This is a genomic window from Sphingomonas daechungensis, assembly GCF_014489495.1.
In the GTDB taxonomy this organism is placed as follows: domain Bacteria; phylum Pseudomonadota; class Alphaproteobacteria; order Sphingomonadales; family Sphingomonadaceae; genus Sphingomicrobium; species Sphingomicrobium daechungense.
The window spans coordinates 2,681,161-2,701,789 of the sequence record NZ_CP060780.1; the positions used below are offsets into that span (position 1 = coordinate 2,681,161).

General features: G+C 63.4%; 25 protein-coding genes and 2 pseudogenes. 17 read left to right on the forward strand and 10 right to left on the reverse strand.

The window, feature by feature from the left end; all coding sequences use genetic code 11:
• Positions 1 to 44: 44 nt before the first annotated feature.
• Both H9L15_RS14655 and H9L15_RS18105 read right to left on the reverse strand, forming a co-directional pair.
• Positions 45 to 332, reverse strand: coding sequence for a DUF2171 domain-containing protein (locus tag H9L15_RS14655; RefSeq protein WP_398286956.1), 288 nt, complete (start codon positions 330 to 332; stop codon positions 45 to 47).
• 452 nt (positions 333 to 784) lie between these two features.
• On the reverse strand, positions 785 to 1,426 hold the full coding sequence (locus tag H9L15_RS18105; RefSeq protein ID WP_223276308.1) for an alpha/beta fold hydrolase: 642 nt from the start codon (positions 1,424 to 1,426) through the stop codon (positions 785 to 787).
• A gap of 301 nt (positions 1,427 to 1,727) precedes the next feature.
• Between H9L15_RS18105 and H9L15_RS14665 the strand changes: the two genes are divergently transcribed.
• The 12 genes and pseudogenes from H9L15_RS14665 to H9L15_RS14710 all read left to right on the forward strand — a co-directional run bounded on the left by H9L15_RS14665 (position 1,728) and on the right by H9L15_RS14710 (position 10,714).
• Positions 1,728 to 2,099 (forward strand): response regulator transcription factor, encoded by a 372-nt coding sequence (locus H9L15_RS14665; RefSeq protein ID WP_187714587.1) that lies wholly within the window; start codon positions 1,728 to 1,730, stop codon positions 2,097 to 2,099.
• An 18-nt stretch (positions 2,100 to 2,117) separates the two neighbouring features.
• A complete protein-coding gene (locus H9L15_RS14670) occupies positions 2,118 to 2,801 on the forward strand; it encodes a response regulator transcription factor (RefSeq protein WP_223276309.1) in 684 nt (227 codons plus the stop codon).
• A 114-nt stretch (positions 2,802 to 2,915) separates the two neighbouring features.
• Entirely contained in the window at positions 2,916 to 3,590 is a 675-nt protein-coding gene (locus H9L15_RS14675) for an ATP-binding protein (RefSeq protein ID WP_187714589.1), read from the forward strand.
• Positions 3,590 to 4,378 carry an SDR family NAD(P)-dependent oxidoreductase gene (locus H9L15_RS14680; protein ID WP_317617541.1) on the forward strand — a complete coding sequence of 263 codons (789 nt, stop codon included), beginning with the start codon at positions 3,590 to 3,592 and terminating at the stop codon, positions 4,376 to 4,378. Before H9L15_RS14675 ends, H9L15_RS14680 begins: the two co-directional genes overlap by 1 nt.
• A gap of 94 nt (positions 4,379 to 4,472) precedes the next feature.
• On the forward strand, positions 4,473 to 5,564 hold the full coding sequence (locus tag H9L15_RS14685) for an MBL fold metallo-hydrolase (protein ID WP_223276310.1): 1,092 nt from the start codon (positions 4,473 to 4,475) through the stop codon (positions 5,562 to 5,564).
• Positions 5,565 to 5,617: 53 nt separating this feature from the next.
• Positions 5,618 to 6,328 (forward strand): SDR family NAD(P)-dependent oxidoreductase, encoded by a 711-nt coding sequence (locus H9L15_RS14690; protein ID WP_187714591.1) that lies wholly within the window; start codon positions 5,618 to 5,620, stop codon positions 6,326 to 6,328.
• Entirely contained in the window at positions 6,329 to 7,174 is an 846-nt protein-coding gene (locus H9L15_RS14695) for an enoyl-CoA hydratase/isomerase family protein (protein WP_187714592.1), read from the forward strand.
• Positions 7,175 to 7,199: 25 nt separating this feature from the next.
• Positions 7,200 to 7,841, forward strand: a pseudogene (locus H9L15_RS20600) (YbfB/YjiJ family MFS transporter); the annotation flags it as partial.
• A gap of 136 nt (positions 7,842 to 7,977) precedes the next feature.
• Positions 7,978 to 8,418, forward strand: a complete 441-nt coding sequence (locus H9L15_RS19175) for a YbfB/YjiJ family MFS transporter (RefSeq protein ID WP_262984832.1) — start codon at positions 7,978 to 7,980, stop codon at positions 8,416 to 8,418.
• A 98-nt stretch (positions 8,419 to 8,516) separates the two neighbouring features.
• Positions 8,517 to 9,353 carry an epoxide hydrolase family protein gene (locus H9L15_RS18110; RefSeq protein WP_223276311.1) on the forward strand — a complete coding sequence of 279 codons (837 nt, stop codon included), beginning with the start codon at positions 8,517 to 8,519 and terminating at the stop codon, positions 9,351 to 9,353.
• A gap of 133 nt (positions 9,354 to 9,486) precedes the next feature.
• Positions 9,487 to 9,855, forward strand: a complete 369-nt coding sequence (locus tag H9L15_RS18115) for a hypothetical protein (protein ID WP_223276312.1) — start codon at positions 9,487 to 9,489, stop codon at positions 9,853 to 9,855.
• Between the two features lie 64 nt (positions 9,856 to 9,919).
• Positions 9,920 to 10,714 (forward strand): alpha/beta fold hydrolase, encoded by a 795-nt coding sequence (locus tag H9L15_RS14710; protein WP_187714593.1) that lies wholly within the window; start codon positions 9,920 to 9,922, stop codon positions 10,712 to 10,714.
• Positions 10,715 to 10,723: 9 nt separating this feature from the next.
• On the opposite strand, the gene H9L15_RS14715 is transcribed toward H9L15_RS14710, so the two are convergent.
• The 4 genes from H9L15_RS14715 to H9L15_RS14730 all read right to left on the reverse strand — a co-directional run bounded on the left by H9L15_RS14715 (position 10,724) and on the right by H9L15_RS14730 (position 13,412).
• Positions 10,724 to 11,611, reverse strand: coding sequence for an alpha/beta fold hydrolase (locus H9L15_RS14715; RefSeq protein ID WP_187714594.1), 888 nt, complete (start codon positions 11,609 to 11,611; stop codon positions 10,724 to 10,726).
• Between the two features lie 10 nt (positions 11,612 to 11,621).
• Positions 11,622 to 12,092 carry a DUF3237 domain-containing protein gene (locus H9L15_RS14720; protein WP_187714595.1) on the reverse strand — a complete coding sequence of 157 codons (471 nt, stop codon included), beginning with the start codon at positions 12,090 to 12,092 and terminating at the stop codon, positions 11,622 to 11,624.
• The gene (locus tag H9L15_RS14725) at positions 12,089 to 13,096 is read right to left on the reverse strand and encodes an NAD(P)H-dependent flavin oxidoreductase (RefSeq protein ID WP_187714596.1); all 1,008 of its coding nucleotides are present in this window, start codon (positions 13,094 to 13,096) and stop codon (positions 12,089 to 12,091) included. The genes H9L15_RS14720 and H9L15_RS14725 overlap by 4 nt, the downstream gene beginning before the upstream one ends.
• A gap of 76 nt (positions 13,097 to 13,172) precedes the next feature.
• Entirely contained in the window at positions 13,173 to 13,412 is a 240-nt protein-coding gene (locus H9L15_RS14730) for a tautomerase family protein (RefSeq protein WP_187714597.1), read from the reverse strand.
• 211 nt (positions 13,413 to 13,623) lie between these two features.
• On the opposite strand from H9L15_RS14730, the gene H9L15_RS14735 reads away from it, so the two are divergent.
• Both H9L15_RS14735 and H9L15_RS18120 read left to right on the forward strand, forming a co-directional pair.
• The gene (locus H9L15_RS14735; protein ID WP_187714598.1) at positions 13,624 to 14,148 is read left to right on the forward strand and encodes a hypothetical protein; all 525 of its coding nucleotides are present in this window, start codon (positions 13,624 to 13,626) and stop codon (positions 14,146 to 14,148) included.
• A gap of 317 nt (positions 14,149 to 14,465) precedes the next feature.
• Complete coding sequence (locus tag H9L15_RS18120) at positions 14,466 to 14,804, forward strand: isochorismatase family cysteine hydrolase (RefSeq protein WP_262984833.1); 339 nt, start codon at positions 14,466 to 14,468, stop codon at positions 14,802 to 14,804.
• A 31-nt stretch (positions 14,805 to 14,835) separates the two neighbouring features.
• Here the strand turns inward: H9L15_RS18120 and H9L15_RS14745 are convergent, their stop codons facing one another.
• The 4 genes from H9L15_RS14745 to H9L15_RS18130 form a co-directional block, all read right to left on the reverse strand.
• Positions 14,836 to 15,312, reverse strand: coding sequence for an NADPH-dependent FMN reductase (locus tag H9L15_RS14745; RefSeq protein ID WP_262984834.1), 477 nt, complete (start codon positions 15,310 to 15,312; stop codon positions 14,836 to 14,838).
• Positions 15,313 to 15,844: 532 nt separating this feature from the next.
• Entirely contained in the window at positions 15,845 to 16,276 is a 432-nt protein-coding gene (locus tag H9L15_RS18125) for a cupin domain-containing protein (RefSeq protein ID WP_223276315.1), read from the reverse strand.
• Between the two features lie 52 nt (positions 16,277 to 16,328).
• On the reverse strand, positions 16,329 to 16,871 hold the full coding sequence (locus tag H9L15_RS14755; protein WP_223276708.1) for an enoyl-CoA hydratase/isomerase family protein: 543 nt from the start codon (positions 16,869 to 16,871) through the stop codon (positions 16,329 to 16,331).
• A complete protein-coding gene (locus tag H9L15_RS18130; RefSeq protein WP_223276316.1) occupies positions 16,784 to 17,164 on the reverse strand; it encodes a Clp protease/crotonase-like domain-containing protein in 381 nt (126 codons plus the stop codon). Before H9L15_RS18130 ends, H9L15_RS14755 begins: the two co-directional genes overlap by 88 nt.
• A gap of 383 nt (positions 17,165 to 17,547) precedes the next feature.
• On the opposite strand from H9L15_RS18130, the pseudogene H9L15_RS14760 reads away from it, so the two are divergent.
• From H9L15_RS14760 to H9L15_RS14770, 3 genes and pseudogenes are all read left to right on the forward strand, one after another.
• Positions 17,548 to 18,068, forward strand: a pseudogene (locus H9L15_RS14760) (MEDS domain-containing protein).
• A gap of 792 nt (positions 18,069 to 18,860) precedes the next feature.
• The gene (locus tag H9L15_RS14765; protein WP_187714599.1) at positions 18,861 to 20,306 is read left to right on the forward strand and encodes a PAS domain-containing protein; all 1,446 of its coding nucleotides are present in this window, start codon (positions 18,861 to 18,863) and stop codon (positions 20,304 to 20,306) included.
• A complete protein-coding gene (locus tag H9L15_RS14770; protein WP_187714600.1) occupies positions 20,249 to 20,590 on the forward strand; it encodes an ATP-binding protein in 342 nt (113 codons plus the stop codon). The genes H9L15_RS14765 and H9L15_RS14770 overlap by 58 nt, the downstream gene beginning before the upstream one ends.
• The last annotated feature ends 39 nt before the right edge of the window (positions 20,591 to 20,629 follow it).

Consider the following 20,629-nt stretch of genomic DNA (forward strand, 5'->3'; position numbering starts at 1 on the left):
CTAGGGTTTAGATCTCGTCTCATGAAGCGTCGATTTGGCTGCCGTCAGCTGATGGCGGGCGGATCGCTTGCCGGGAAACTTTCGATACCAGCCTCATCAAAAAATTCTTCGCGGTGGATGTGACCATCCGTTTGCTCGCCCTCCTCGAACAAGATTGCTACGTCTGCATTCGCGGACAATCGGACCTGCTCGCCTTCAATGCCGGCAACCAAGCCAGCGGAAATGAAGCGGTGCCCCACCGCTCCTATGGGGCCATCGCTACGGGTGAGCTTGATGCGATCCCCGAGCACACGGTCGACGGTGCCGACGTGGACACCGTCGGCGCCGATCACTTCCAAATGTTCCTTGATATTGGGGAGGCTCACGGCCCGTCTCCTTTTGTTGAAATGACATCAAATAGGCTGCGACGCGAAGGCACTCCCGCCGAGGTCCAAGATTGCTCGGGCAAACTCAGCGGGTGCTTCTTGAGGTAAATTGTGACCGATCCCGCCAGTCACGAGACGGTGCACATAAGGCCCAGCAAACTTTGTCGCATAAGCGCTCGGATTTGGATGAGGCGCACCATTGGCGTCACCCTCGAGCGAGATCGACGGAACTCTGATTGGAGGCGACCCAGACAGCCGGGCCTCCAGCGCGTCATAACGCCGCTCCCCATCTGCGAGACCGAGCCGCCAGCGATAATTGTGAATGACAACGTCAACGTGATCGGGGTTGTCGAATGCTGCAGCGCTTCGTTCGAACGTCGCATCATCGAAATCCCACTTGGGTGATGCGAGAGACCAGATCAAACGCGCGAATTGGCGGCGGTAAAGGTTGTAGCCCTCGCGCCCTCGATCCGTGGCGAAGTAGAATTGATACCACCATTGAAGCTCGGCCGACGGGGAAGTGGGTTGCGTCCAGCGGCCTGGCTTCCGATCAGATAACCACTCACCGAGACGAGACCGGTGCAGCGTTCCGGCCAGAGTGCAGCAATTATGTCAGCGCTTCGGGCACCCCAGTCGAAGCCGGCAAGAAGCGCCTTTTTGATGCCGAGCGCATCCATCATTCGGATGGTGTCCGTTGCGACTGCTGCGGGCTGACCATTGCGCATGGCGCTGCCTACTAGGAACCGAGTTCCTCCAAAGCCGCGTAGGTAGGGGACGATCACCTTGCGGCCCTGAGCAGCTAGCAAAGGTGCAACCTCACTGAAGCTATGAATATCGTAGGGCCAACCGTGCAACAGGATGACCGTCTGGCCGTGAGGCGGCCCAAGTTCGGCATAGGTGATCTCCAGGAGCTCAGTCTTGATACGCCGCAACTTCCATGGAAGCGCAGCGCTAGAAACGCCTTCGACACCTTGTTCGGTCGTAGCCGCAGCTGTCGTCGCCGCTGCCGCACCGGCCAGCGTTGCTTTCAATAGCTCTCGGCGGCGCAGCTCGAGCGTCATGTTTGTGGCTCCGATTGAGGCAATGGTGTTCACCCTGCCTGCGCCTGACGCAGCGCGGCGCCAATTAGACGATGGTGTACGTCATCCAGTCACATTTGGCGGTCTAGCTTGGCCGACCGAGATCCGAGCGTTCGATCGGACCAACACCAAAGTAGCATGGACGAACTCAGGTCACGAGCGCATGCACTCGGCCTGATCGAGAGAAGAATATGACGCTGGATGCTAGGGGCCTGATGACCGCCCGCCTGGGCGACGTGCCTCGGCGGCCAGAGGGAAGCGTGTCGACCGACGGGTTCGAGCCGTGAGCTCGAGCAAGGTCATTGCCGTCGTCGATGATGACGAATCGGTGAGGGAGTCATTGCCTGCTCTGCTGGAATCCTACGGCTTTGAAGTCCGCGCTTTCGAATCTGCCGAGGCGTTCCTGAGGGCCGACGGGCAAGAGAGTACCGACTGCATCGTCCTCGATGTCGCAATGCCGGGCCTCAGCGGGCCACAGCTTCAGCAGGCCCTGATCCGCAACGGTTTCCGCCTGCCGATCGTCTTCATCAGCGCCCATGCGCAGGATAACCTTTGGCCGACGCTTCAGTCGAGCGGCGCCATTGCCTGTCTCTTGAAGCCATTCAGCGAAGAAGCGATTGTCGAGGCCGTCACGCTCGCAGTCCGCCCGAAGTGAAGGTTGCCGATGTACAGCATGAGCTCCCGCGCAGGTTTCGGTATGACGTCGAAAGACAATCCTGACGACTCGCACGCCAAGCCGGTCGTGCTCGTCGTCGATGACGACATCTCCGTTCGAGAGGCGCTTCAGCCCCTCCTCGAGCTGGCCGGCTGGCGGGTGATTAGCTTCCCCGATGCGCAGGCTTTCCTCGACTGGAACGAGAGCGAGCCGGGTCAAGTCGGGTGCCTGCTGCTGGACTTCAGCCTCCCTGATCTCAACGGACTCGATCTTCAGGAACGGATTGCAAAGGACCGGCCCGAACTGCCGATCATCTTCCTGACGGGGTTTGGCGACGTGCCGATGAGCGTGCGGGCGATGAAGGCCGGCGCTGCAGAGTTCCTGACCAAGCCGTTCGACGATGAGGTATTGCTTACCGCAGTCGACCGGTCGATCGAAAAAAGTAGGGAAATCAGCGCCGAGCGAGCGAGCCTTAAGGTGATCGAGGAACGCTACGCCGAACTCAGCCGGCGTGAACGCGAAGTTATGGCGCTGATCGTTTCAGGCCTCCTGAACAAGCAGGTGGGAGGTGAACTCGGCATCAGCGAGATCACGGTCAAGGCGCATCGCGGCAGGCTGATGGAAAAAATGAAAGCCCGCTCCTTCGCGGACCTTGTGAAAATGGGTCAGCGGCTCGGGCTCGAACCGGGCGCGCGAGGCTGAAGCCTAGACCAAGGTCTCGCGAGACCAAGGTTCAATAGCGGGCTCCGTCCAGCTTCGACAGACAGTTCTCCTCGGCCCGCCGACCAGGGGAGTGGGTCCAACGGAGAACAAGGCATGCTTGCAACTGGTATCGGCACGTCGATCCCGCGGCGATCCTTGAACCTGATTGAGGAAATCAATCATCGCGTGCTGAACGAATATACCGAAGCCATCGCGTCCCTCTCCGTGGCCGCCGCGCGAAGCCGGCACAGCGCGACCAGGTCCGAGATTGCCAATGTCGCGGACCGCCTCCGTGAGCACGCCGAACTCCATCGGGTGCTCAGCCCGCCGCGGGAGGGCAGCGAGGTCAATATCGCTGAATATCTCGGTCAGATCTGTTTGAAATTCTCGACAGCGATGCTCGCGCAGCGAGGCATATTCCTCGTGCTGGACACGGCCGACCATTTGATGGCCGGCGAGACCTGCTGGCGCATCGGGCTCGTCGTCGCCGAACTCATCCGGAACGCGGCGCGCCATGGCCTGCGCGATTCAGGCGGTGAAATCTTCGTGCAGGTCACGCACGAGGGTGGCGAACTCAGATGCTTGGTTCGTGACACGGGCCGGCCTCCCCTCAATCCGGCTGCAGGCCGCGGACAGTCGGTCATCGCCGGCCTGGTCCAGGAGCTTGGCGGCAGTGCCGAATGGTCATTCGGACCGGAAGGTTGCGCGGTGCTGACACGCTTCCCGAGCATGGCTTTGCTGCGAAGTGGACCGCAGCAAGACCTCGAGACCATTGCAGGAGCTTTATGATGGCCAAGCCCGTTGCGTTGATCACCGGCGCTTCCTCCGGCCTCGGCTCCATTTACGCAGACCGGCTCGCGAGGCGCGGGTGGGACCTCCTCCTTGCCGCGCGCAATCATGAGCGGCTTGCCACGCTTGCGACAAGACTGGAGCGCGAGACGGGAAGCGCCGTCGAACCTGCAGTCGTTGATCTCTCAGATTTGAATGGCCGGAGGCAGCTCGCCCAACGCCTGTCAGAGGATTCCCGCATCGAGATGCTCGTTAACAATGCGGGGTTTGGCTCTACCGCGCCGCTCAAGGAGTCCGACCCCGAGATCATGGAGCAGATGATCGAGCTGAATGTGAGCGCTGTCACCATGCTCGCGAACGCGGCCGCCCGGGCCTTTGCGCAACGCGGGCGAGGCGCGATCATCAACATGGCTTCGATCACGGCCGTGGCACCAACCATCCTCAATGGCGTCTATGGTGCGACCAAAGCCTATGTGCTGGCGCTGAGCCAGTCGCTCCACCATGAACTCGCGCCTTTTGACGTGAAGGTCCAGGTCGTGCTGCCCGGCGCAACGGCAACCGAATTCTGGGACGCGTCCGGATCGTCCGTCCGTGCATTGCCCGCGAGCATCGTCATGAGGCCGGAGGACGTCGTCGACGCGGCCCTGAGCGGCTTCGACCAAGGCGAGTTCGTGACGATTCCATCGCTTCCCGATGCGAGCGAGTGGGAGGCGTTCGACGCCGCTCGAACCGCCTTGCTTCCCAACCTTTCCCGAAGCGAGCCGGCGGAACGCTATCGCAGGGGCTAGAGCATACGATGGTATCCACGATACCATCGTCCAATCCGACCTTTCCGCACGACTGCTTATCTCTGCTCCCGACACTTCTTCAAGGGAGCAAGACATGACCGGCGGATCCTCGCGCAAGTTCGGGCATAGAGCCCACGTCCGGGCGGCGGCCAATGTCGCTGCCGTCCTCCTCGCATCGGCCTCGGTTGCCGCTGGTCCTAGCGTCCCTGCCTATGCCCAGGCCCCCTCGGGCCAGGCGGGAACGCCCTATCAGAACATGCCGCCGCTCGCGCCGATCGGCGTTCGCCCCGATCGCTATCTTCCGGTGCCGGAATCCGCCGGTGCGCCCGCGGTCAACCCGGCCACGGGCTACCGCCTGCAGGAACTTGGCCGCGGTCTCTACATGGTCACGGACAATTCCTACCAGTCCATGTTCCTCGTCTACGAACGCGGCGTGGTGGTGGTCGACGCACCGCCCGGTTACGCCAAGCATATTCGGGCGGCGATTGCGGAGGTCACGTCGCTCCCCGTCACCCACGTCATCTACAGTCACTCGCACAAGGATCACATTGGCGGCGTCACCGAACTTGGCGGGCACCCGATCATCATCGCCCATGAGGAAACGCGTCGGCTGCTGGCTCGTGACAACGACCCTGAGCGACCTCTTCCGACGGTCACCTTCAAGGATCGGTACAGCCTGAAGCTCGGAACCCAGCGGCTCGAGCTCAGCTACCACGGCGTTGCGCACGAGCCCGGCAACATCTTCATCTACGCGCCCGAGCAGCGCGTGCTGATGGTCATCGATGTCATATTCCCCGGCTGGATGCCGTGGCGCCGCTTTGCCCTTGCGCAGGATGTGCCCGGCTATTTCGCGCAGGTCGCCGAGATCGATCGGGTTCCGTTCAACACCCTCGTCGGGGGTCATGTCAGTCGCGTCGGCACCCACGACGATGTCCGCACGCAGCTCGAGTTCATGGCCGACGTGAAAGCGGCCGCCCAGTCGGCGCTGAAGTCGACCGAACTCGGGAAGGAGATCGATCCATTAGATCTCACCAACCCGTGGGCCGTGTTCGACAATTACATCGACCGGGTCGTCGTGCAGTGCGTCAACGCCGTCAGCCCGAAGTGGCAGTCGAGGCTCGGAGGCTTCGACGTCTACATTTGGGACCAGTGCTACGCGATGGAGCAGAGCCTCCGGATCGACTGACTCTCGCATCTACTCACCAGGGCACCTCACCCAGAAAAAACAGGAGCAAGCTCGTGGCAAACGAACAGAAGGTCGCCGTCATCACCGGCGGATCGCAAGGCATCGGTGAAGCGCTCGTTCGCGCATATCGCACTCTTGGCTACCGGGTCGTCGCGACATCAAGGTCGATCGCGTCGTCCAGCGATCCCGATATCCTCAACGTCGCCGGCGACATCGGAGCTCCGGAGACCGGCCCCAAGATCATCCGGGAGGCCCTCGAGCGTTTCGGGAGGGTCGATACCCTCGTCAATAATGCCGGGATCTTTCTTGCCGGGCCGTTCGATGAGTACAGCGCTGAGCAGTACGAGCGCGTCGTTGCAACCAACCTCAACGGCTTCTTCTACACGACCCAGGCGGCCCTCAGGGCAATGCGGGACCGGCAATCAGGCCACATCGTCAGCATCACGACGGCACTCATCGACCATCCGCTGTCGGCAGTTCCGTCGGCCCTCGCTTCGCTGTCGAAGGGCGGCATCGCCGCGGCGACCAAAAGTCTGGCCGTGGAATATGCAGGTCGCGGCATCCGCGTGAATGCCGTTGCCCCGGGCGTGATCAACACGCCGATGCATGCTCCCGAAACGCACGAGGCGCTTGCCGCCCTGCATCCGGTCGGACGGCTCGGCGAAATCGCCGAGGTGGTGAACGCCGTCCTTTACCTGGAAGGTGCGGAGTTCGTGACCGGGGAGTCCATCCATGTCGACGGCGGCCAGGCCGCTGGTCACTGATTGAACTCCGCTGGAGGACAGGATGACCAAACAGATCGAAATCCGCGTCGAGGCCCCGGCTATCTCCGGGCGTCCTTCGAAAACCCACCGATCAACCTCATCGACCCTGAGACGATCGATGAACTCTCCGCGCTCATCTCAAGCCTTGAGAGCGGTCCCGAGGTGAAGGTGATTGTCTTTGATAGTCGCGATCCCGATTTCTTCCTCGCCCACTGGGATGTGCTCACCGACAAGGAGCGCACGGCCGCAATGCCCAAAGGGCCGACCGGCATGCACCCCTGGCTTGACGTGCTTGCGCGCCTCAGCCGCGCGCCGGTCGTCTCGATCGCCTCCATCCGCGGCCGCGCTCGTGGGGCCGGAAGCGAGTTCGCGCTCGCCTGCGACCTTCGCTTCGCAAGCGCCGAAAAGGCTGTCCTCGGCCAGTTCGAGGTGGGCGCCGGTGCCGTCCCGGGCGCAAACCCAATGGCCCGGCTTGGTGGATTGATCGGCCGCGGCCGGACGCTTGAAGTGGTGCTTGGCGCCGACGACTTTCCCGGGCAGCTCGCCGAGCGCTACGGATATGTGAACCGCGCACTCCCCGATGCGCAGCTCGATAGCTTCGTGGATCGACTGGCCCGGCGGATTGCAGGTTTTGAAAAGGAAGCGCTGGTTGCCACCAAGCGGCTGGTGGACGAGGTGACCTTGCCGGCGGACGACGTCTTTCCGCCGGCGATCGACGCGTTCTTCAAGTCGACGGCGAGACCGCAGACCCGAGCCCGCATCCAGAAACTGCTTGAGAATGGCCTGCAGAGCCGTTCGGAGACCGAGTTGAACCTTGGCGAGCAGGTCGCACAACTCGCCGGCTGAGTCCGCCATTTCCAGCTCCGATCCGATGGTCGCCGGCGCCGACCAGATCCCACAGCAGGAGCGGCTGAATTCCGCTTTGTGGCGTCTGGCGCTGCCGGGCTTCTGCGCCAGCCTTGTCAGCATCGGGCTTGCGCGTTTCGCCTATACGCCGCTCCTCCCGGCGCTCGTCGGCCACGGCTGGTTCGCTGCCGGCACGGCGGCTTATCTTGGTGCCACAAACCTTGCCGGCTACCTGATCGGCGTTCTTGGCGCGCATGCCGCGGCGGGGCGACTGACGGCGCGATGGGTTATACGCGGGGCAACCGCCGTCGCAAGCATATCGCTGCTCGCCTGCGCCCTGCAGCTGGGGACGGCCTGGTTTTTCGCGTGGCGAACCCTTTCGGGCGTCGCGGGCGGACTGGTGATGGTGCTCGCCGCACCTACCATCATCGTGCACGTTCCGCCGGCCCGCCGTGGATTGGTCACCGGAGGGATTTTTGTCGGAATCGGCTTCGGCATTGCCCTTTCCGGCACCCTCGTGCCGCTGCTCATCAGCGTCGGGCTGGTGCAAACCTGGGCGGTGCTGGGAGGCATTGCCGCCTTTTTCACGCTTCTCGGCTGGACGGGTTGGCGGCCCGCGCTCGCGGTTCCGCCGTCAGCGCTTCGCCGTTCGCGGTCGTCCCCTTTGCAGTTGCGCGGCCTGTACCTGGCCTACGGGCTCAACGCCTTGGGACTGGTCCCCATATGCTGTTCCTTGCGGATTTCATCGCGCGGGACTTCACCAGGGCTTTGCCAGCGCCGCCGCTTATTGGACGCTCTTCGGCATGGGAGCGCTCCTCGGGCCAATTGTCGCCGGCCATGCTGTCGACCGCTGGAGCGCCAGAGCGACCCTGATCGGCGCTCTCATCCTTCAATCCTTGTCCGTTGCCTTGCCCGCTTTCGGCAGTTCGGCACTGCTGCTGATCTGTTCCAGTGCCCTCGTAGGAGCGTGTACGATCGGTATTGCGCCCATCGTCCTTGGACGAACGCACGAGATCCTCCGCCACCATCCGGCAGCGCAGGCCGGGGCATGGCGCAAGGCCACGGCAAGCTTCGCGATCTTCCAGGCAACAGGCGCCTACGGCATGTCGCTGATCTACAACTGGTCGGGAGGTGATTACCGGCTCCTGTTCGGCCTCGGCGCGGCGGCACTGGCTGTTGCGGCGGTCCTGGCAATCCTCGCGGGGTCGAGACGTGGGTCGGAGGTCCAGGGCCGCACGGCCTGAAGACCAAAGTATCTATACACCATCGTCCAATCGCATTCGCTCCCGGGACAGCCGAAGTGAATGGCTGACACAGTCATTCTCGAAGGAGGGAAAGCATCATGAGCTTCGCACTTTCCATCATGCCACGCCGCAACTTTGTAGCATCGACCCTCCTCGGCTCGATCGGACTTCTGTTGCCCTCGATTGCCGGGGGCCAGGCGGTGGCCGCCACCGCGGCGGACGGAGCCCCTGCGGCGGATGTTTCGCGAGCCGGCGCGCAGCCGGCCGCAAACGCGATCCGCCCGTTCAAGTTCAGGGCCCCGCAAGAAGCGCTCAATGATCTCAAGCGCCGGGTGAGAGCGACCCGCTGGCCGAGCCGCGAACTGGTGAACGACGACACCCAGGGCGTCCGCCTGCAGACGATGCAGAAGCTCGCCGATTATTGGGCGACGGGTTACGACTGGCGAAGGGCCGAAGCGAACCTCAACCAATATCCGCAGTTCGTCACGACGATCGACGGCGTCGACATCCACTTCATCCACGTCAAGTCGAAGCACCCGAACGCCCTTCCCATGATCATCACGCATGGCTGGCCCGGTTCAGTCATCGAGCAGCTGAAGGTGATCAAGTCCCTGACCGACCCCACTGCCTACGGCGGCACGGCCGCCGATGCGTTCGACGTCGTCATCCCCTCCATTCCCGGGTACGGCTTCTCCGCCGCTCCAACGGAACTGGGCTGGGACCCGCAGCGGGTGGCCCGGGCCTGGGCAGTCCTGATGCAGCGCCTCGGCTACAGCAAATATGTCGCCCAGGGAGGCGACTGGGGTGACGCTATCAATGAGCAGATGGCGCTGCAGAAGCCGCAGGGCCTGCTTGCGATCCACACCAACATGCCGGGAACGCTTCCCGACAACATCTCCGCCGCTCTGTCGGGGGACCGGCTCCAACCGGGCTGACCGGCGACGAGAAATATGCGTGGGACCAGCTCGACTTCTTCTACAAGCACCGGGTCGGTTATGCTCTTGAGATGGGCGCCCGCCCCAGACCCTCTACGGCCTCGACGATAGTCCGATCGCGCTTGCGGCCTGGATGATCGATCATGATCCTCAGAGCCAGAAGCTTATCAACCGGGTGTTCGACGGCGGCCGCGAAGGTCTCACCCGGGACGACATCCTCGACAACATCACGCTCTACTGGCTGACCAGGACCGGCCTTTCGTCGGGCCGACTGTTCTGGGAAAGCAAGCTTGCCTTCTTCGCGCCCAAAGGGGTCACTCTTCCCGTGGCGGTGAGCGCGTTCCCGGACGAAATCTACACGGCTCCGGAAAGCTGGACGCGGAAGGCCTTCCCCAACCTCGTCTTCTACAAGCGGCACGATAAGGGCGGGCATTTCGCCGCATGGGAGCAACCGCAGCTGCTGGTCGAAGATCTGCGCGAGAGCTTCCGGTCGTTCCGCTGATGCATCCGCTGGGGTGGCCCCACCATCCCGGCACCTTGTCCCCATCTTCCGCGAGGGCTCCGCCATGTCCATCCGCAGAATGATCGCGCATTTGTGCCTTGCCCTCGGGCTCCTGCTTCCGGGATCCGGCCTGGTCGCGCGGAACTCAGCCGCAACCCGCCCGACAATCGTCCTGGTGCACGGCGCATTCGCCGAATCGTCAAGCTGGGACGCAGTCATCGCCCGTCTGTCAAAAGACGGCTACCGGGTCATCGCCGCGGCCAACCCATTGCGCGGGGTCAGGCGCGATGCCGACAGCCTTGGCGCTCTCCTTCGCTCGATCGATGGGCCCGTAGTGCTTGTCGGGCACTCCTATGGCGGAATGCTGATCAGCGACCCGGTCGCCGACCGTAAGAAGGTTGTCGGGCTCGTCTACGTCGCGGCGTTCCTGCCCGAGGCCGGCGAAAGCGCGCTTGGCTTGAGCGGCAAATTTCCAGGCTCGACACTCGGCTCGGCACTGGCGCCGGGCGTCCGTCTGCCGGGAGGCGATGAGGACCTGTACATCGAGCAGTCCAGGTTCCGCCACCAATTCGCAGCCGATGTTCCGGCAGCGCAGGCAAGAACAATGGCCGCAACCCAGCGCCCGATTGCCCGGTCAGCGCTTGGCGAGGCAGCCCAGGAGCCGGCCTGGCGAACCATCCGCTCCTGGTCGATCTACGGGACCGCGGATCTCAACATTCCGGCGGCGGCGCACGTCTTCATGGCAAAACGCGCGCAGGTGCGTCGGGTGATAGCGGTTCCGGGCGCCTCGCACGTCGTGATGGTTTCGCATCCCGACGCCGTTGCCGCGCTCGTCGAACAGGCGGCGGCAGCGCGCTAGGCGCTCATTTCAGGCGGCATTTGCGATCCTTCGTTCGACGAAATTGCTGATCAGACCGGCGACCTCATCCGGCGCTTCGTCGAGGGCGAAGTGCCCGGCATCGAGCAGATGCAGCTCGGCATCGGGAACGTCCCGGCAATAGGCGAGCGCCCCCGGCACGATGAAAGAGGGATCGTAGCGACCCCAAAGGACGAGGGTCGGCGGTAGGTGCGTGCGTAGCCACGCCTGCCAAGCGGGATAGGCCTCGACGTTGGTCCTGTAATCGCCGAGAAGTGCGGCCTGGATGTCGCTTTGGCCGGGGCGCGACAGGAAGGCGAATTCGTCGACCCACAAGTCGGGATCATAACGTTCCGGATTCGGACTGTTGCCTAGGTGGCGCTGCCGGGCGCTTTCGAGCGATGCAAATCTTTCGAACTCTTCGCGATGCTCAACGGGATCTTCCCAGAAGCGCCCAATATTCTTCCATTTGGGTCCGAGGCCCTCGCGATAGGCATTCGCATTTTGAACGATGATGCCGAGCACCTTCCTGGGGTCACGAAGGGCCATTCGGAATCCGACCGGTCCTCCATAATCCTGCATGAGAAGCACATAGCGGTCGATGCCAAGGCCGTGGAGAAGTGCGGACATCGTCTCGGCCAGATGGTCGAATGTATAGGCAAAGTCCGAAGGCGGCGGCGCATCGCTGTGGCCAAATCCCGGATAGTCGGGGGCGACCAGACGAAACCGCTCCGAGAGCCGGCGAAGCAGCGGCTCGTACATGCGCGATGAGGACGGATAGCCATGCAGCAGGACGAGCGTCGGGGCGTCGCGCGGACCGGCCTCGCGATAGAAGATGCGAAGGCCGGCCATTCCAGCCCACTGATACGTCGTTCCGCGATGAACCCTCGGGCCAGGCATGCCCTTTCCCTTAACGGATTTCGTGAACCGCATAGGTCGGCCCCTCCGGCAGGCGATCGCCGACGCCGATGCCGATGATGTGGTTGAGCCAGTCCAGCGCCGTGTCTGCGGTGCTGAACGTTGGCATGATGCGGAAATAATAACGCTGCGGGTCGACGATTTCGCCGCGGTCGAGGCTTACCATGACGTCCGGCGGGCCGGTTCGGATGCCCATATAAGACATGGCGATGAGTGCGCCCGTGTGGGTCTCGAGAACAATCCTCGCATCCAGCAGCACCGAGCCGTCCGCCCGTACCCTTTGCCAGTCGGTGCCGCCCGCGCGCACAACACCCTGCAGCCGGTCGCCCTCGAAGGTGCCGCCGGCGATGGTTGCAAGACGGGTCTGGTTTCCCGGAGGCCCGCCGATGGTCATGATCGTCCCGATCGAAAGCTGCATCCGGAACAGCGGCCGGCCTATCACCTGGCTTGGTTCGCCAATCATTGCTGCGCCTCCTTGAGTTCTACGGCGAGCGCCTCGACCAATGCGGCGGTCGGAAGCGAGCGCGCGAGCGCCGCACTTTCACCCGCCCATTGGGCGCCAAAGCCAAAGTCTCCGCGAGCGGCTGCCGCTGCATTGAGCGCCTTTCCGAGATCGTAGGCGCGAGGATAATCGGGCACAGCGGCTGCCGGCACCAACGCATCCATTGCCGTAAACCTGTTGGCGAGGCAGCGCGCGGGCCGGCCCGAAATCACCCGCGTCATGATCGTGCCGCGCACGCCCGCTTCGCAAAGGGCTTGGCGATACCCCGTATCTGCGAAACTCTCCGCGCAGCCGACGAAGGCCGTGCCGAGCTGCGCCGCCGCGGCCCCGAGCTCGAGCACTTTGGCGATGCCGGCCCCGTCCATGATGCCGCCGGCCGCGATCACCGGCACATTCACCTCGCGAACGAGCTGCGCAGTCAGTTCCGCCATGCCAACCCGCGCATCGGGCGCGTCGGGGTCGAAACAGCCGCGGTGCCCGCCCGCCTCCCATCCCTGCGCGACGATCGCGTCCACGCCCGCGGATTCTATTTCCCGCGCCTCGGCGGGGCTGGTTGCAGTGGCTATCAGGTACGCGCCGGTATCGCGCAGCGCGTCGAGCGCGTGCCTGCCGGGAAGTCCGAAATGGAAGCTGACGATCGCGGGCTTGAGGTCGACGAGCATGCCGAGCATCTCGTCGTCGACCAGAAAGCTTCGGTAGATTTCGCGAAGCCGGACCGGCGGCGATGCGCCGAGAGCCGTGAATTGCGAGCGGAAGAGTTCGATCCAGTCGCTCTCTGCTTCCGGTCTCACGCGCGCCGGACGATGACAGAAGAGATTGACGTTGAACGGCCGGCCCGTCGAGGCGCGAACGGCTCCGATCATTAAGGCGGCCGCGTCTGCGTCGGCCGCGCCGACGGCGATCGAGCCCAGCGCTCCCGCATTGCTTGCCGCGGCCGCCATCGCCGGGCTCGAGACACCGGCCATCGGCGCCTGGATGATCGGAAGCTCGATCCCAAGCGTTTGAGGAAGTCGGTAACCTCGCGGCCCATCGCAGCTAAACTTATCCTGCGCTCTTGCTTGCCAGACTTGCGCGATACTGCATCACGGGCATTCCGCCCCAGCCCCAATCGTCGGGCTCCACTTCCTGGATGACGACCCAGGTCCAGTCGTGCGGCTTGCCAAGAACATCCAACAGCACCTGGCTCATTCCGTGGAATATGGCGGCCTTCTGCTCCGGCGTGGTCCGATCGATACCGGGCTCTGTGCCCTCGCGGGTCAATTGAACGGTGACGAATGGCATGCTCGGCCTCCTCAGCGACATGGACCTCAGCCTTGGCATCATCGCCCGCGCGATGACATCAGACCAAGGTGTCGATTGAGTTCTGCAGGTTCGCTCAAACCCGACACCAAAGCGCAATACTCGCCTTCGGCCTCCACGCTTACTTCCTGAGCCTCAAGGGCCGCGGCTCGAACCGCAGGGCCCGGCAACGTCCACTCCGGAGGCCAAGGCCATGAACGACCATCAGATCGTCGATTCCAGTTTCACTGCAATCATTAACGCACCGATTGAGAAGATCGACATCCCCGCCTGGGCGTTCGCGCTCCCCGATCTCGAGTACCAGGGCTGCTCCCCGGCGCATGTCGCTGCCGGCTTCACGACCGCGCCCGACGGCACCCGGATGTCGATCAATGTCGAAATCATCGGCGGCAGCCTGATGGTGCAACATTATGTCGAGAAGCTCGCCCAGCCCGATCACCTCGTCCTAGAATCGAACTCGGACGTCTTCACGCCCTCAGGTCGAACGATCATTCGAGTCGTCTGGGAATTGAGCGTCAAGGCGCTGGACGATGGCCGCTGCGAGTTCACAAACCACGTCATGTCCTTCGCAACCAAGGACATGCTGACCCTGCTCGATCGCCAGGGCATTCCGTTCGAAGTCTTCCGGACCCAGCGCCAGCCGATGTCGATCGCTCACAATCAGGGTGAGACGCCGCTGTTCGCAGCGAGCATCGAGCGCGCAGCGCTCCGCAACTGATCCCGCCTATCCCCGCCGGAGGTGAAAAATGTCCCGCGTTCCCGATTACCGCAAAGAGACGACCGCACTGCTCCTCGTTGACCCTACAACGACTTCCTAGCCGAGGGCGGCAAGGTGTGGCCGCGAGTCCGGGAAGTTGCCGACGAAGTGAACCTGATCGCAAATCTGAAAGCGATCGACACGGCCGTTCGAGAGGCCGGGATACAGGTGGCGATCGCGCCGCACCGGCGCTGGGAGCCGGGCGACTATGAGGATTGGGCGTTTCCCAATCCGACGCACCTTGCGATCATGAAACGCCACAGCTTCGCGCGCGGCGAATGGGAGGCGACTGGTATCCGGATCTTGCGCCGCGGCCCGGCGACATCGTCGCCAAGGAGCATTGGGCCCAGAGCGGCTTTGCCAATACCGACCTCGACCAGCAACTGCGGCAACGGGGCATCACGCATGTCATCATCGTTGGCCTCCTGGCCAACACCTGCATCGAATCCACCGCACGCTGTGCAATGGAGATTGGTTATCACGTGACGCTGGTTCGCGACGCGACCGCCGCCGTTTCGCGCGACATGATGCACGCTGCGCATGAGCTGAATGGCCCAACCTTCGCACATGCCATCGTCAACACGGCCGAACTCATTGCAGCCCTGCCGGCCGGCTGATCGGCCGGGCAGAGGTGTGACCCCGGGGTCGTCAAGCGGCCTGGAGCTGAACCCTTGGCGCCCTCAACGTTGATGCCCACCAGAAGAGCTCATCAAGCATCGCGATGGCATTCTGCTCGATATAGGGGATCGTTCGAAGGTCCCGGCCCTGCTGAAGGGCGTCGAAGAAGTCGGCGCCCTGGATGTGCACGCCGGTCCGCGTCGGGACCATTTGCAGTTCGATGCAATTCAGCCGCAACTGCTCGATCGAGCGCGCCGCGCCGACGCTTCCATAGCCGACGCAGGCGAAGGGTTTGCGGTTCCACTCGGTGTAGGCATAGTCGAGGGCGTTCTTAAGTACTGCCGGCAGACCACGATTATATTCGGCGGTCACGAAGATGAACCCATCGAACCCGTCGACGGTCTTCTGCCAGCGCTGAGCAACCTCATTCTCGGACGGCACCCAGGCGCTGGACGCCGGCTCGTCGAAGAACGGCATCGGATAGTCGCGCAGATCCACGATCTCCACGGCCATGTCCCCCGCGCATCGGCGAGTTCGCTGATCCACGCGGCAGGCTTGTCCGCAAAGCGCTCCGAACGGGTCGTGCTGAGGACGATTGCGATCTTGGGCTTGTCCATGACTGGCTCCGCTTCTGTGCAGAAGGTTGATGTTCGGCCGGCCGGGCTGCACACCACGCGTGACTTGGCGTCAGGCCCACGGCTCAGGCAGACCTCCTGGAGGTTGATGCTGCCCTTTGTGCCGTCTCCCCCGGTCCAGGCGATTGCACTTTGGTGTCCCCGACACCTTTGGAGGGTGCGCGTTTTCCGCGGGACGTTCGGGAACTGCCGGCCCAAGTCCGGTGAGGCCGATTGCGTCCGAAGCGAGGGCCGCCGACCAGCCTTGAAGGCCATCCCTCAGCCGCTGCTCTTATCCCCATGGTTTCGAGGATCGTCTGCGGCACAGAGATAGTCGAGGCTGAGCGGGCCGGTCCCCGTCACCTGGGTTACATAGGTGCCTGATCTTGCCCTGTGGAAGTGAGGCGTATCGCGCGGGAGAACGATCACGCTCCCGGCCCAAATGCCTGGAGCTTGCCCGGATCGAAACGCGACCCGAAACCGATGTAGAAGACTCCCGAGATGACCGTGTAGATCCGATCCTCATGATGCACGTGGGGCATGAGCTTAACCCCGGCGCCTACTCTCACCCGAACGACATAGGGACCAGGCGCAGCGGGGTTGCCCACCACTTTCGCGATCTCGGCGCCCGCCGGGAATGCGGCAAACGGCTCGAACCGGATCTCCTCGGGACGCGCTGCAGCGACCGCGTGCGGCGACAGTGGCCCCGTTGCAGGGGCCGCGGGGCCCTTCGAGCGCGTACCTTGACCCGGCTCGTCGACTGCGGCCGCTTGTTCGTCCGCGACCGGGGTCTGCGGCGAGCAGATCAATGTCGTCCCGACAGCCGGGAAGCCGGCGAGCTGGACAGAAAGCGCCAATAGGGCGCCAGCTTCAGAAAGAGGCATGCTGGCTCGCTCTTCATGTGCATATTCAGGGATTGAGATCGCCGATATATTGTCCGAGGTGGTCCTCCACCTCGCCGGGCGCGTGAAACCCCTCGGCAATCAGGGCTTTGATCGATCGCTGGGTGCTCGCCCGACCAATCGAATTGATGCAGGAATCCCAGCCGGCGCCGAGCTCTACGTCGGGCGCAAGCCCGGTGTTCACCAGTCGCTTGGTCTCGCCGATCGCCCATTTGTCGAAACCCGCGATGCGCTTCGCGAGGCGATCCACGTAGGCCTCAAGCTCCGCATCGGGGAGAGAATGGTTGATATAACCGAATGCCTCGGCCTGATCGGCGCGGAAATCATCCGAACTCAGGAGGACCTGAAGGGCCCGGTTGCGCCCGATCAATGCCGGCAGACGAGCCATGGGACCTCCGCCGGCAACCATTCCGACACCCACTTCCCATTGCGAGATGATTGCTTTTTCACGGCTGGCGAAGGTCATGTCGCAAGCCAGTATGAGTTCGCTTCCATTGCCGGTTGCGCGGCCTCTGACGAGCGCGATCGAAACGACCGGGGCGCGAGGCAGACGAACAAGGAAGTCCGGCCACGGGGGAAGACCGCTCCTCCGGGCGGGAGGCTGGTGAGGCTTTCGAGCGGAGCGGTGAAATCCGAATGATTGAGGAAGAAACCTTCCACCGTGCTGTCGAAGACCACGACCTTGAGAACCGGGTCGCTCTCAATCTCCTCAATCAGGCGCTCGAATTCCTGCACCATCGGTCGGCCCATCACGTTGAGCGGGGGGTTGTTGATGGTGACGCGCCAATATTCGGGTGCATGTCTGGTCAGCTGAAGCTGTGCCGTTTTGGTGATTGCGTCCACGTTGCAGCTCCGCCTCAATTCAGATGGGCTCCATGACCTGCAAGCTCGGGGCGCGAGAGGCGATTGGACGATCGTATCTAGATACTATCGTAGGGCCCTCTTGCCCGAGACAGGCCGGGGAGAAGCGACGACAGCGGGACTTCGGACGAGGGCTTGTCCGGCCCATTCCCGGCCACTGTAGTCTTCGGCTGATACTTTGGTATCAACAGCGTTCCGAGTGACGCCTAGTGATGCTATCTGCATGACCGGCGATGGAACTCGCATTGGTTGGGCGGCTGCGTATGGAAGATCCGGTCCCTGTCAGTCTCGGCTGCGCGCATCTTCATGAGCGGCGTCACATCTGCGCATTCTTCGGCAGCGGTGAAGAGGCACGGCGAGTGTTGATGCCGTTCATCACCGAGGGTTTCGCGGCGGGGCACAAGGCGGTCCACATCCTCCGCGAGGACGAGATCGCCCAGCATGTCTCGACCCTCGAGGAAGAAGGCGTGGACGTCAGCACCGGACTGACGACCGGCCAGCTCGAATTGCGCCGGAACGTCGACACCTATCTGGTGGACGGCCAGTTCGACCAGGAGCGCATGCTCGACTCCTTCGAGACCATGGCCGGCGGGGCCCCGACCGGAAGTTTCCGCTAAGCCGGATCGTCTGCAACATGGATTGGGTGCACGAGGCTGAACCTGACCCTGAACAGCTGATCGAGTTCGAGGCGCGCGTGAACCACATCTGGAACAGCCATCCCGACGTCGTGATCTGCGTCTATGACGCGCGCAGGATGAGCGGCGCGATGATGATCGACATCATGCGCACGCATCCGATGGTCCTCATCGGAACAGCGCTGCAACAAAATCCCTTCTACACTCCGCCCGAGCAATTCCTGGCGGAGCGGCGCATCGCGGCCGCGTGACGGGCAGAGCCGCAACCGGGCCCGAACCTGACAGCAACGGCCTGCGACAGGTCCTCAATGATCTCGTCGCCCTCCTTGCGCTCTCGAGCGCCTGGGGACCGCTTCCCCGAACATCGGGCTGAGCCTCGCAGAAGCTTTGGTGGCGATGCTGGAGCTGGACTTTGCCTTCACCTGCCCAAAGGCCGCCGGAGACTCAAGCGGCGGCGCCTCGATCGAATTGGGACCCCACCTGGCCGGTACGGTTGCCGATGAGGTCCTGACCTTCCTGTCTCGACACGAAGGTCAGAACAACTCCTCCTGGCCGCGTGAGGTGACCCTCGAGAGGTCTGGAATCAGGCTGCTGCTCGCGCACAGCCCGCTTGGGATGCGAGGGGAATATGGCAGTCTGGTCGTCGGCGCCTCGCGCCCCGGATTTCCGGAGGAAAATGAGCGCCTGCTCCTGAATGTCGCCTCGAACCTGGCCTTGGCGGCCCTGCAACAGGCGCAACTTGACCGGAACCAGCGCGAGAACGCGCTCGAACTCGATCGCCGCGTTGCCGAGCGGACGGCGGAACTTGCTGCGGCCAATGCCTCGCTCGAGGCCGAGGTCAGTGAGCGCAAGCGCGTCGAGGCCGCACTCCGGATCAGCGAGCTCAACGCCAATTCGCTGGTGGAGGGAATTCCCGGCTTTGTTGCCGTGCTGGGTCCGGCGGGACGGGTCGAGCGCGTCAATCAACGGATCATCGACTATTGCGGGCCCATATCGATGTCCTGCAGGACTGGGGGACGAACGGGATCGTTCATCCCGACGATATGCCCCATGTCGCCGAGCAATTCGGACGCTCGATGGCGAGCGGGACGCCCTACGACATCGAGCAGCGCCTGCGCCGGCACGACGGAGAATATCGCTGGTTCGGCAATCGCGGCCTGCCGCTTCGCGACGAGCGCGGCGAGATCCTCGCCTGGCACGTGCTCCTGACCGACGTCCACGACCGCAAAATCGCCGAGGCGGCGCTTGCCGCGCGGGAGCGGAACCTGCGCCTCATCATCGACACCGTTCCGGCCATGGCCTGGTCGGCGCGCGCCGACGGAACTGCCAACTTCTTCAACAAGCAATATCTCGAATTCGTCGGTCGCTCCCATGACGATCTCGCCGACTGGCAGTGGACCAGCCTCGTCCACCCGGACGATCTGGAAACGATCGGGACCACCTGGGCCGCATGCCGGGACACGGGCTCGGGCGCGGAAGTGGAAGCGCGCCTGCTTCGCCACGACGGAGTCTACCGCTGGTTCCGCTTCCAGACGAGGCCGCTTCGCGACGAGCAGGGCAAGGTGGTCCAGTGGTACGGCATCAACACCGATATCGAGGACCGGAAGCGCGCCGAGGAGGAACTTGCCGAGCGCGAGCGCAACTTGCGCGAGGCGCATGAGCATCTCAACCAAGCCCAGCGCCTGACGCATACGGGAAGCTTCAGGACCGACGTTCTCACCGACGCGCACATCCAGTCCGACGAGCTTTATCGCATCCTCGGATGCGCGCCGGCCAAGCTGCGCGAGTTTCGCGACCACGTCCATCCGGCCGATCTCGACCTGTTCGATGAAGGCTTCGCCCGAGCGATGGCGGACAGGAGCGCTTTCGACGAGACGTTCCGTTTCATCCGGCCCGACGGCGAGATTGTCTACCTCCATGCCGTTGCGCACTTCCTCAACGAGCCGGACGACCGCCCGGTGGTCATGGGCTCGATCCAGGACATCAGCGAGAGAAAAAAGATCGGGGATGCTCTCGATGAACTGCGCTCGGAGCTTGCCCACGTCACCCGCGCGATGAGCCTCGGCGAACTGACCGCTTCGATCGCGCACGAGGTCAATCAGCCGCTCACCGGCATCATCACCAACGCCAGCATCTGTATCCGGCTGTTGTCAGCAGATCCGCCGGACATCGCCGGCGCCATCAATACCGCGCAGCGCAGCCTGCGCGATGGGAACCGCGCCTCGGAAGTCATCAAGCGGCTACGCGGGCTCTTCAGCCGGCAGGAATTCACCCTCGAGGCGATCGACCTCAATGAGGCCGCGCGCGAGGTGGTCGCACTCTGCACGACGGAGCTGCAGCGACGGCGAATCTCGCTGTCCACCGAGTTCGCCCCCGACCTGCCGCAGGTCCCCGGCGATCGCGTCCAGCTCCAACAGGTCATCCTCAACCTGTGTCTCAATGCCGCCGACGCGATCGGCGATCCCGACGATCGCCCCGGCGGATCGTAATCAGGACCGTCGCCAGAGACGGCGGCGCCCTGCTGACGGTCGCCGACAGCGGACGCGGCATTGCGGCGCCGGAAGCTGGCCGGATCTTCGAGGCGTTCTATTCGACCAAGGCAGACGGGATGGGGATGGGGCTATCCGTCAGCAAGTCGATCGTGGAGCGGCACAACGGAAAGCTCTGGTTCGAGCCTGACCGGGAGCTTGGCGGGGCTCGGTTCAACATCATCCTGCCGTGGCATTCCGACAGCCGACCCTCTCTCACCGAAGAAGTAACCGAGCGGGCCTAAGAGATCCGCCGGAGGACTTCCTTCAGGCCCATCGAGCCT

Bases quoted from the DNA above. Each gene is read 5' to 3' on its own strand.
- H9L15_RS18105 (WP_223276308.1), bottom strand. From the start codon at position 1,426: ATGACGCTCGAGCTGCGCCGCCGAGAGCTATTGAAAGCAACGCTGGCC.
- H9L15_RS14670 (WP_223276309.1), top strand. From the start codon at position 2,118: ATGAGCTCCCGCGCAGGTTTCGGTATGACGTCGAAAGACAATCCTGAC.
- H9L15_RS14675 (WP_187714589.1), top strand. From the start codon at position 2,916: ATGCTTGCAACTGGTATCGGCACGTCGATCCCGCGGCGATCCTTGAAC.
- H9L15_RS14680 (WP_317617541.1), top strand. From the start codon at position 3,590: ATGGCCAAGCCCGTTGCGTTGATCACCGGCGCTTCCTCCGGCCTCGGC.
- H9L15_RS14685 (WP_223276310.1), top strand. From the start codon at position 4,473: ATGACCGGCGGATCCTCGCGCAAGTTCGGGCATAGAGCCCACGTCCGG.
- H9L15_RS19175 (WP_262984832.1), top strand. From the start codon at position 7,978: ATGGGAGCGCTCCTCGGGCCAATTGTCGCCGGCCATGCTGTCGACCGC.
- H9L15_RS18110 (WP_223276311.1), top strand. From the start codon at position 8,517: ATGAGCTTCGCACTTTCCATCATGCCACGCCGCAACTTTGTAGCATCG.
- H9L15_RS18115 (WP_223276312.1), top strand. From the start codon at position 9,487: ATGATCGATCATGATCCTCAGAGCCAGAAGCTTATCAACCGGGTGTTC.
- H9L15_RS14710 (WP_187714593.1), top strand. From the start codon at position 9,920: ATGTCCATCCGCAGAATGATCGCGCATTTGTGCCTTGCCCTCGGGCTC.
- H9L15_RS14715 (WP_187714594.1), bottom strand. From the start codon at position 11,611: ATGCCTGGCCCGAGGGTTCATCGCGGAACGACGTATCAGTGGGCTGGA.
- H9L15_RS14720 (WP_187714595.1), bottom strand. From the start codon at position 12,092: ATGATTGGCGAACCAAGCCAGGTGATAGGCCGGCCGCTGTTCCGGATG.
- H9L15_RS14725 (WP_187714596.1), bottom strand. From the start codon at position 13,096: ATGGCCGGTGTCTCGAGCCCGGCGATGGCGGCCGCGGCAAGCAATGCG.
- H9L15_RS14730 (WP_187714597.1), bottom strand. From the start codon at position 13,412: ATGCCATTCGTCACCGTTCAATTGACCCGCGAGGGCACAGAGCCCGGT.
- H9L15_RS14735 (WP_187714598.1), top strand. From the start codon at position 13,624: ATGAACGACCATCAGATCGTCGATTCCAGTTTCACTGCAATCATTAAC.
- H9L15_RS18120 (WP_262984833.1), top strand. From the start codon at position 14,466: ATGGGAGGCGACTGGTATCCGGATCTTGCGCCGCGGCCCGGCGACATC.
- H9L15_RS14765 (WP_187714599.1), top strand. From the start codon at position 18,861: ATGCCCCATGTCGCCGAGCAATTCGGACGCTCGATGGCGAGCGGGACG.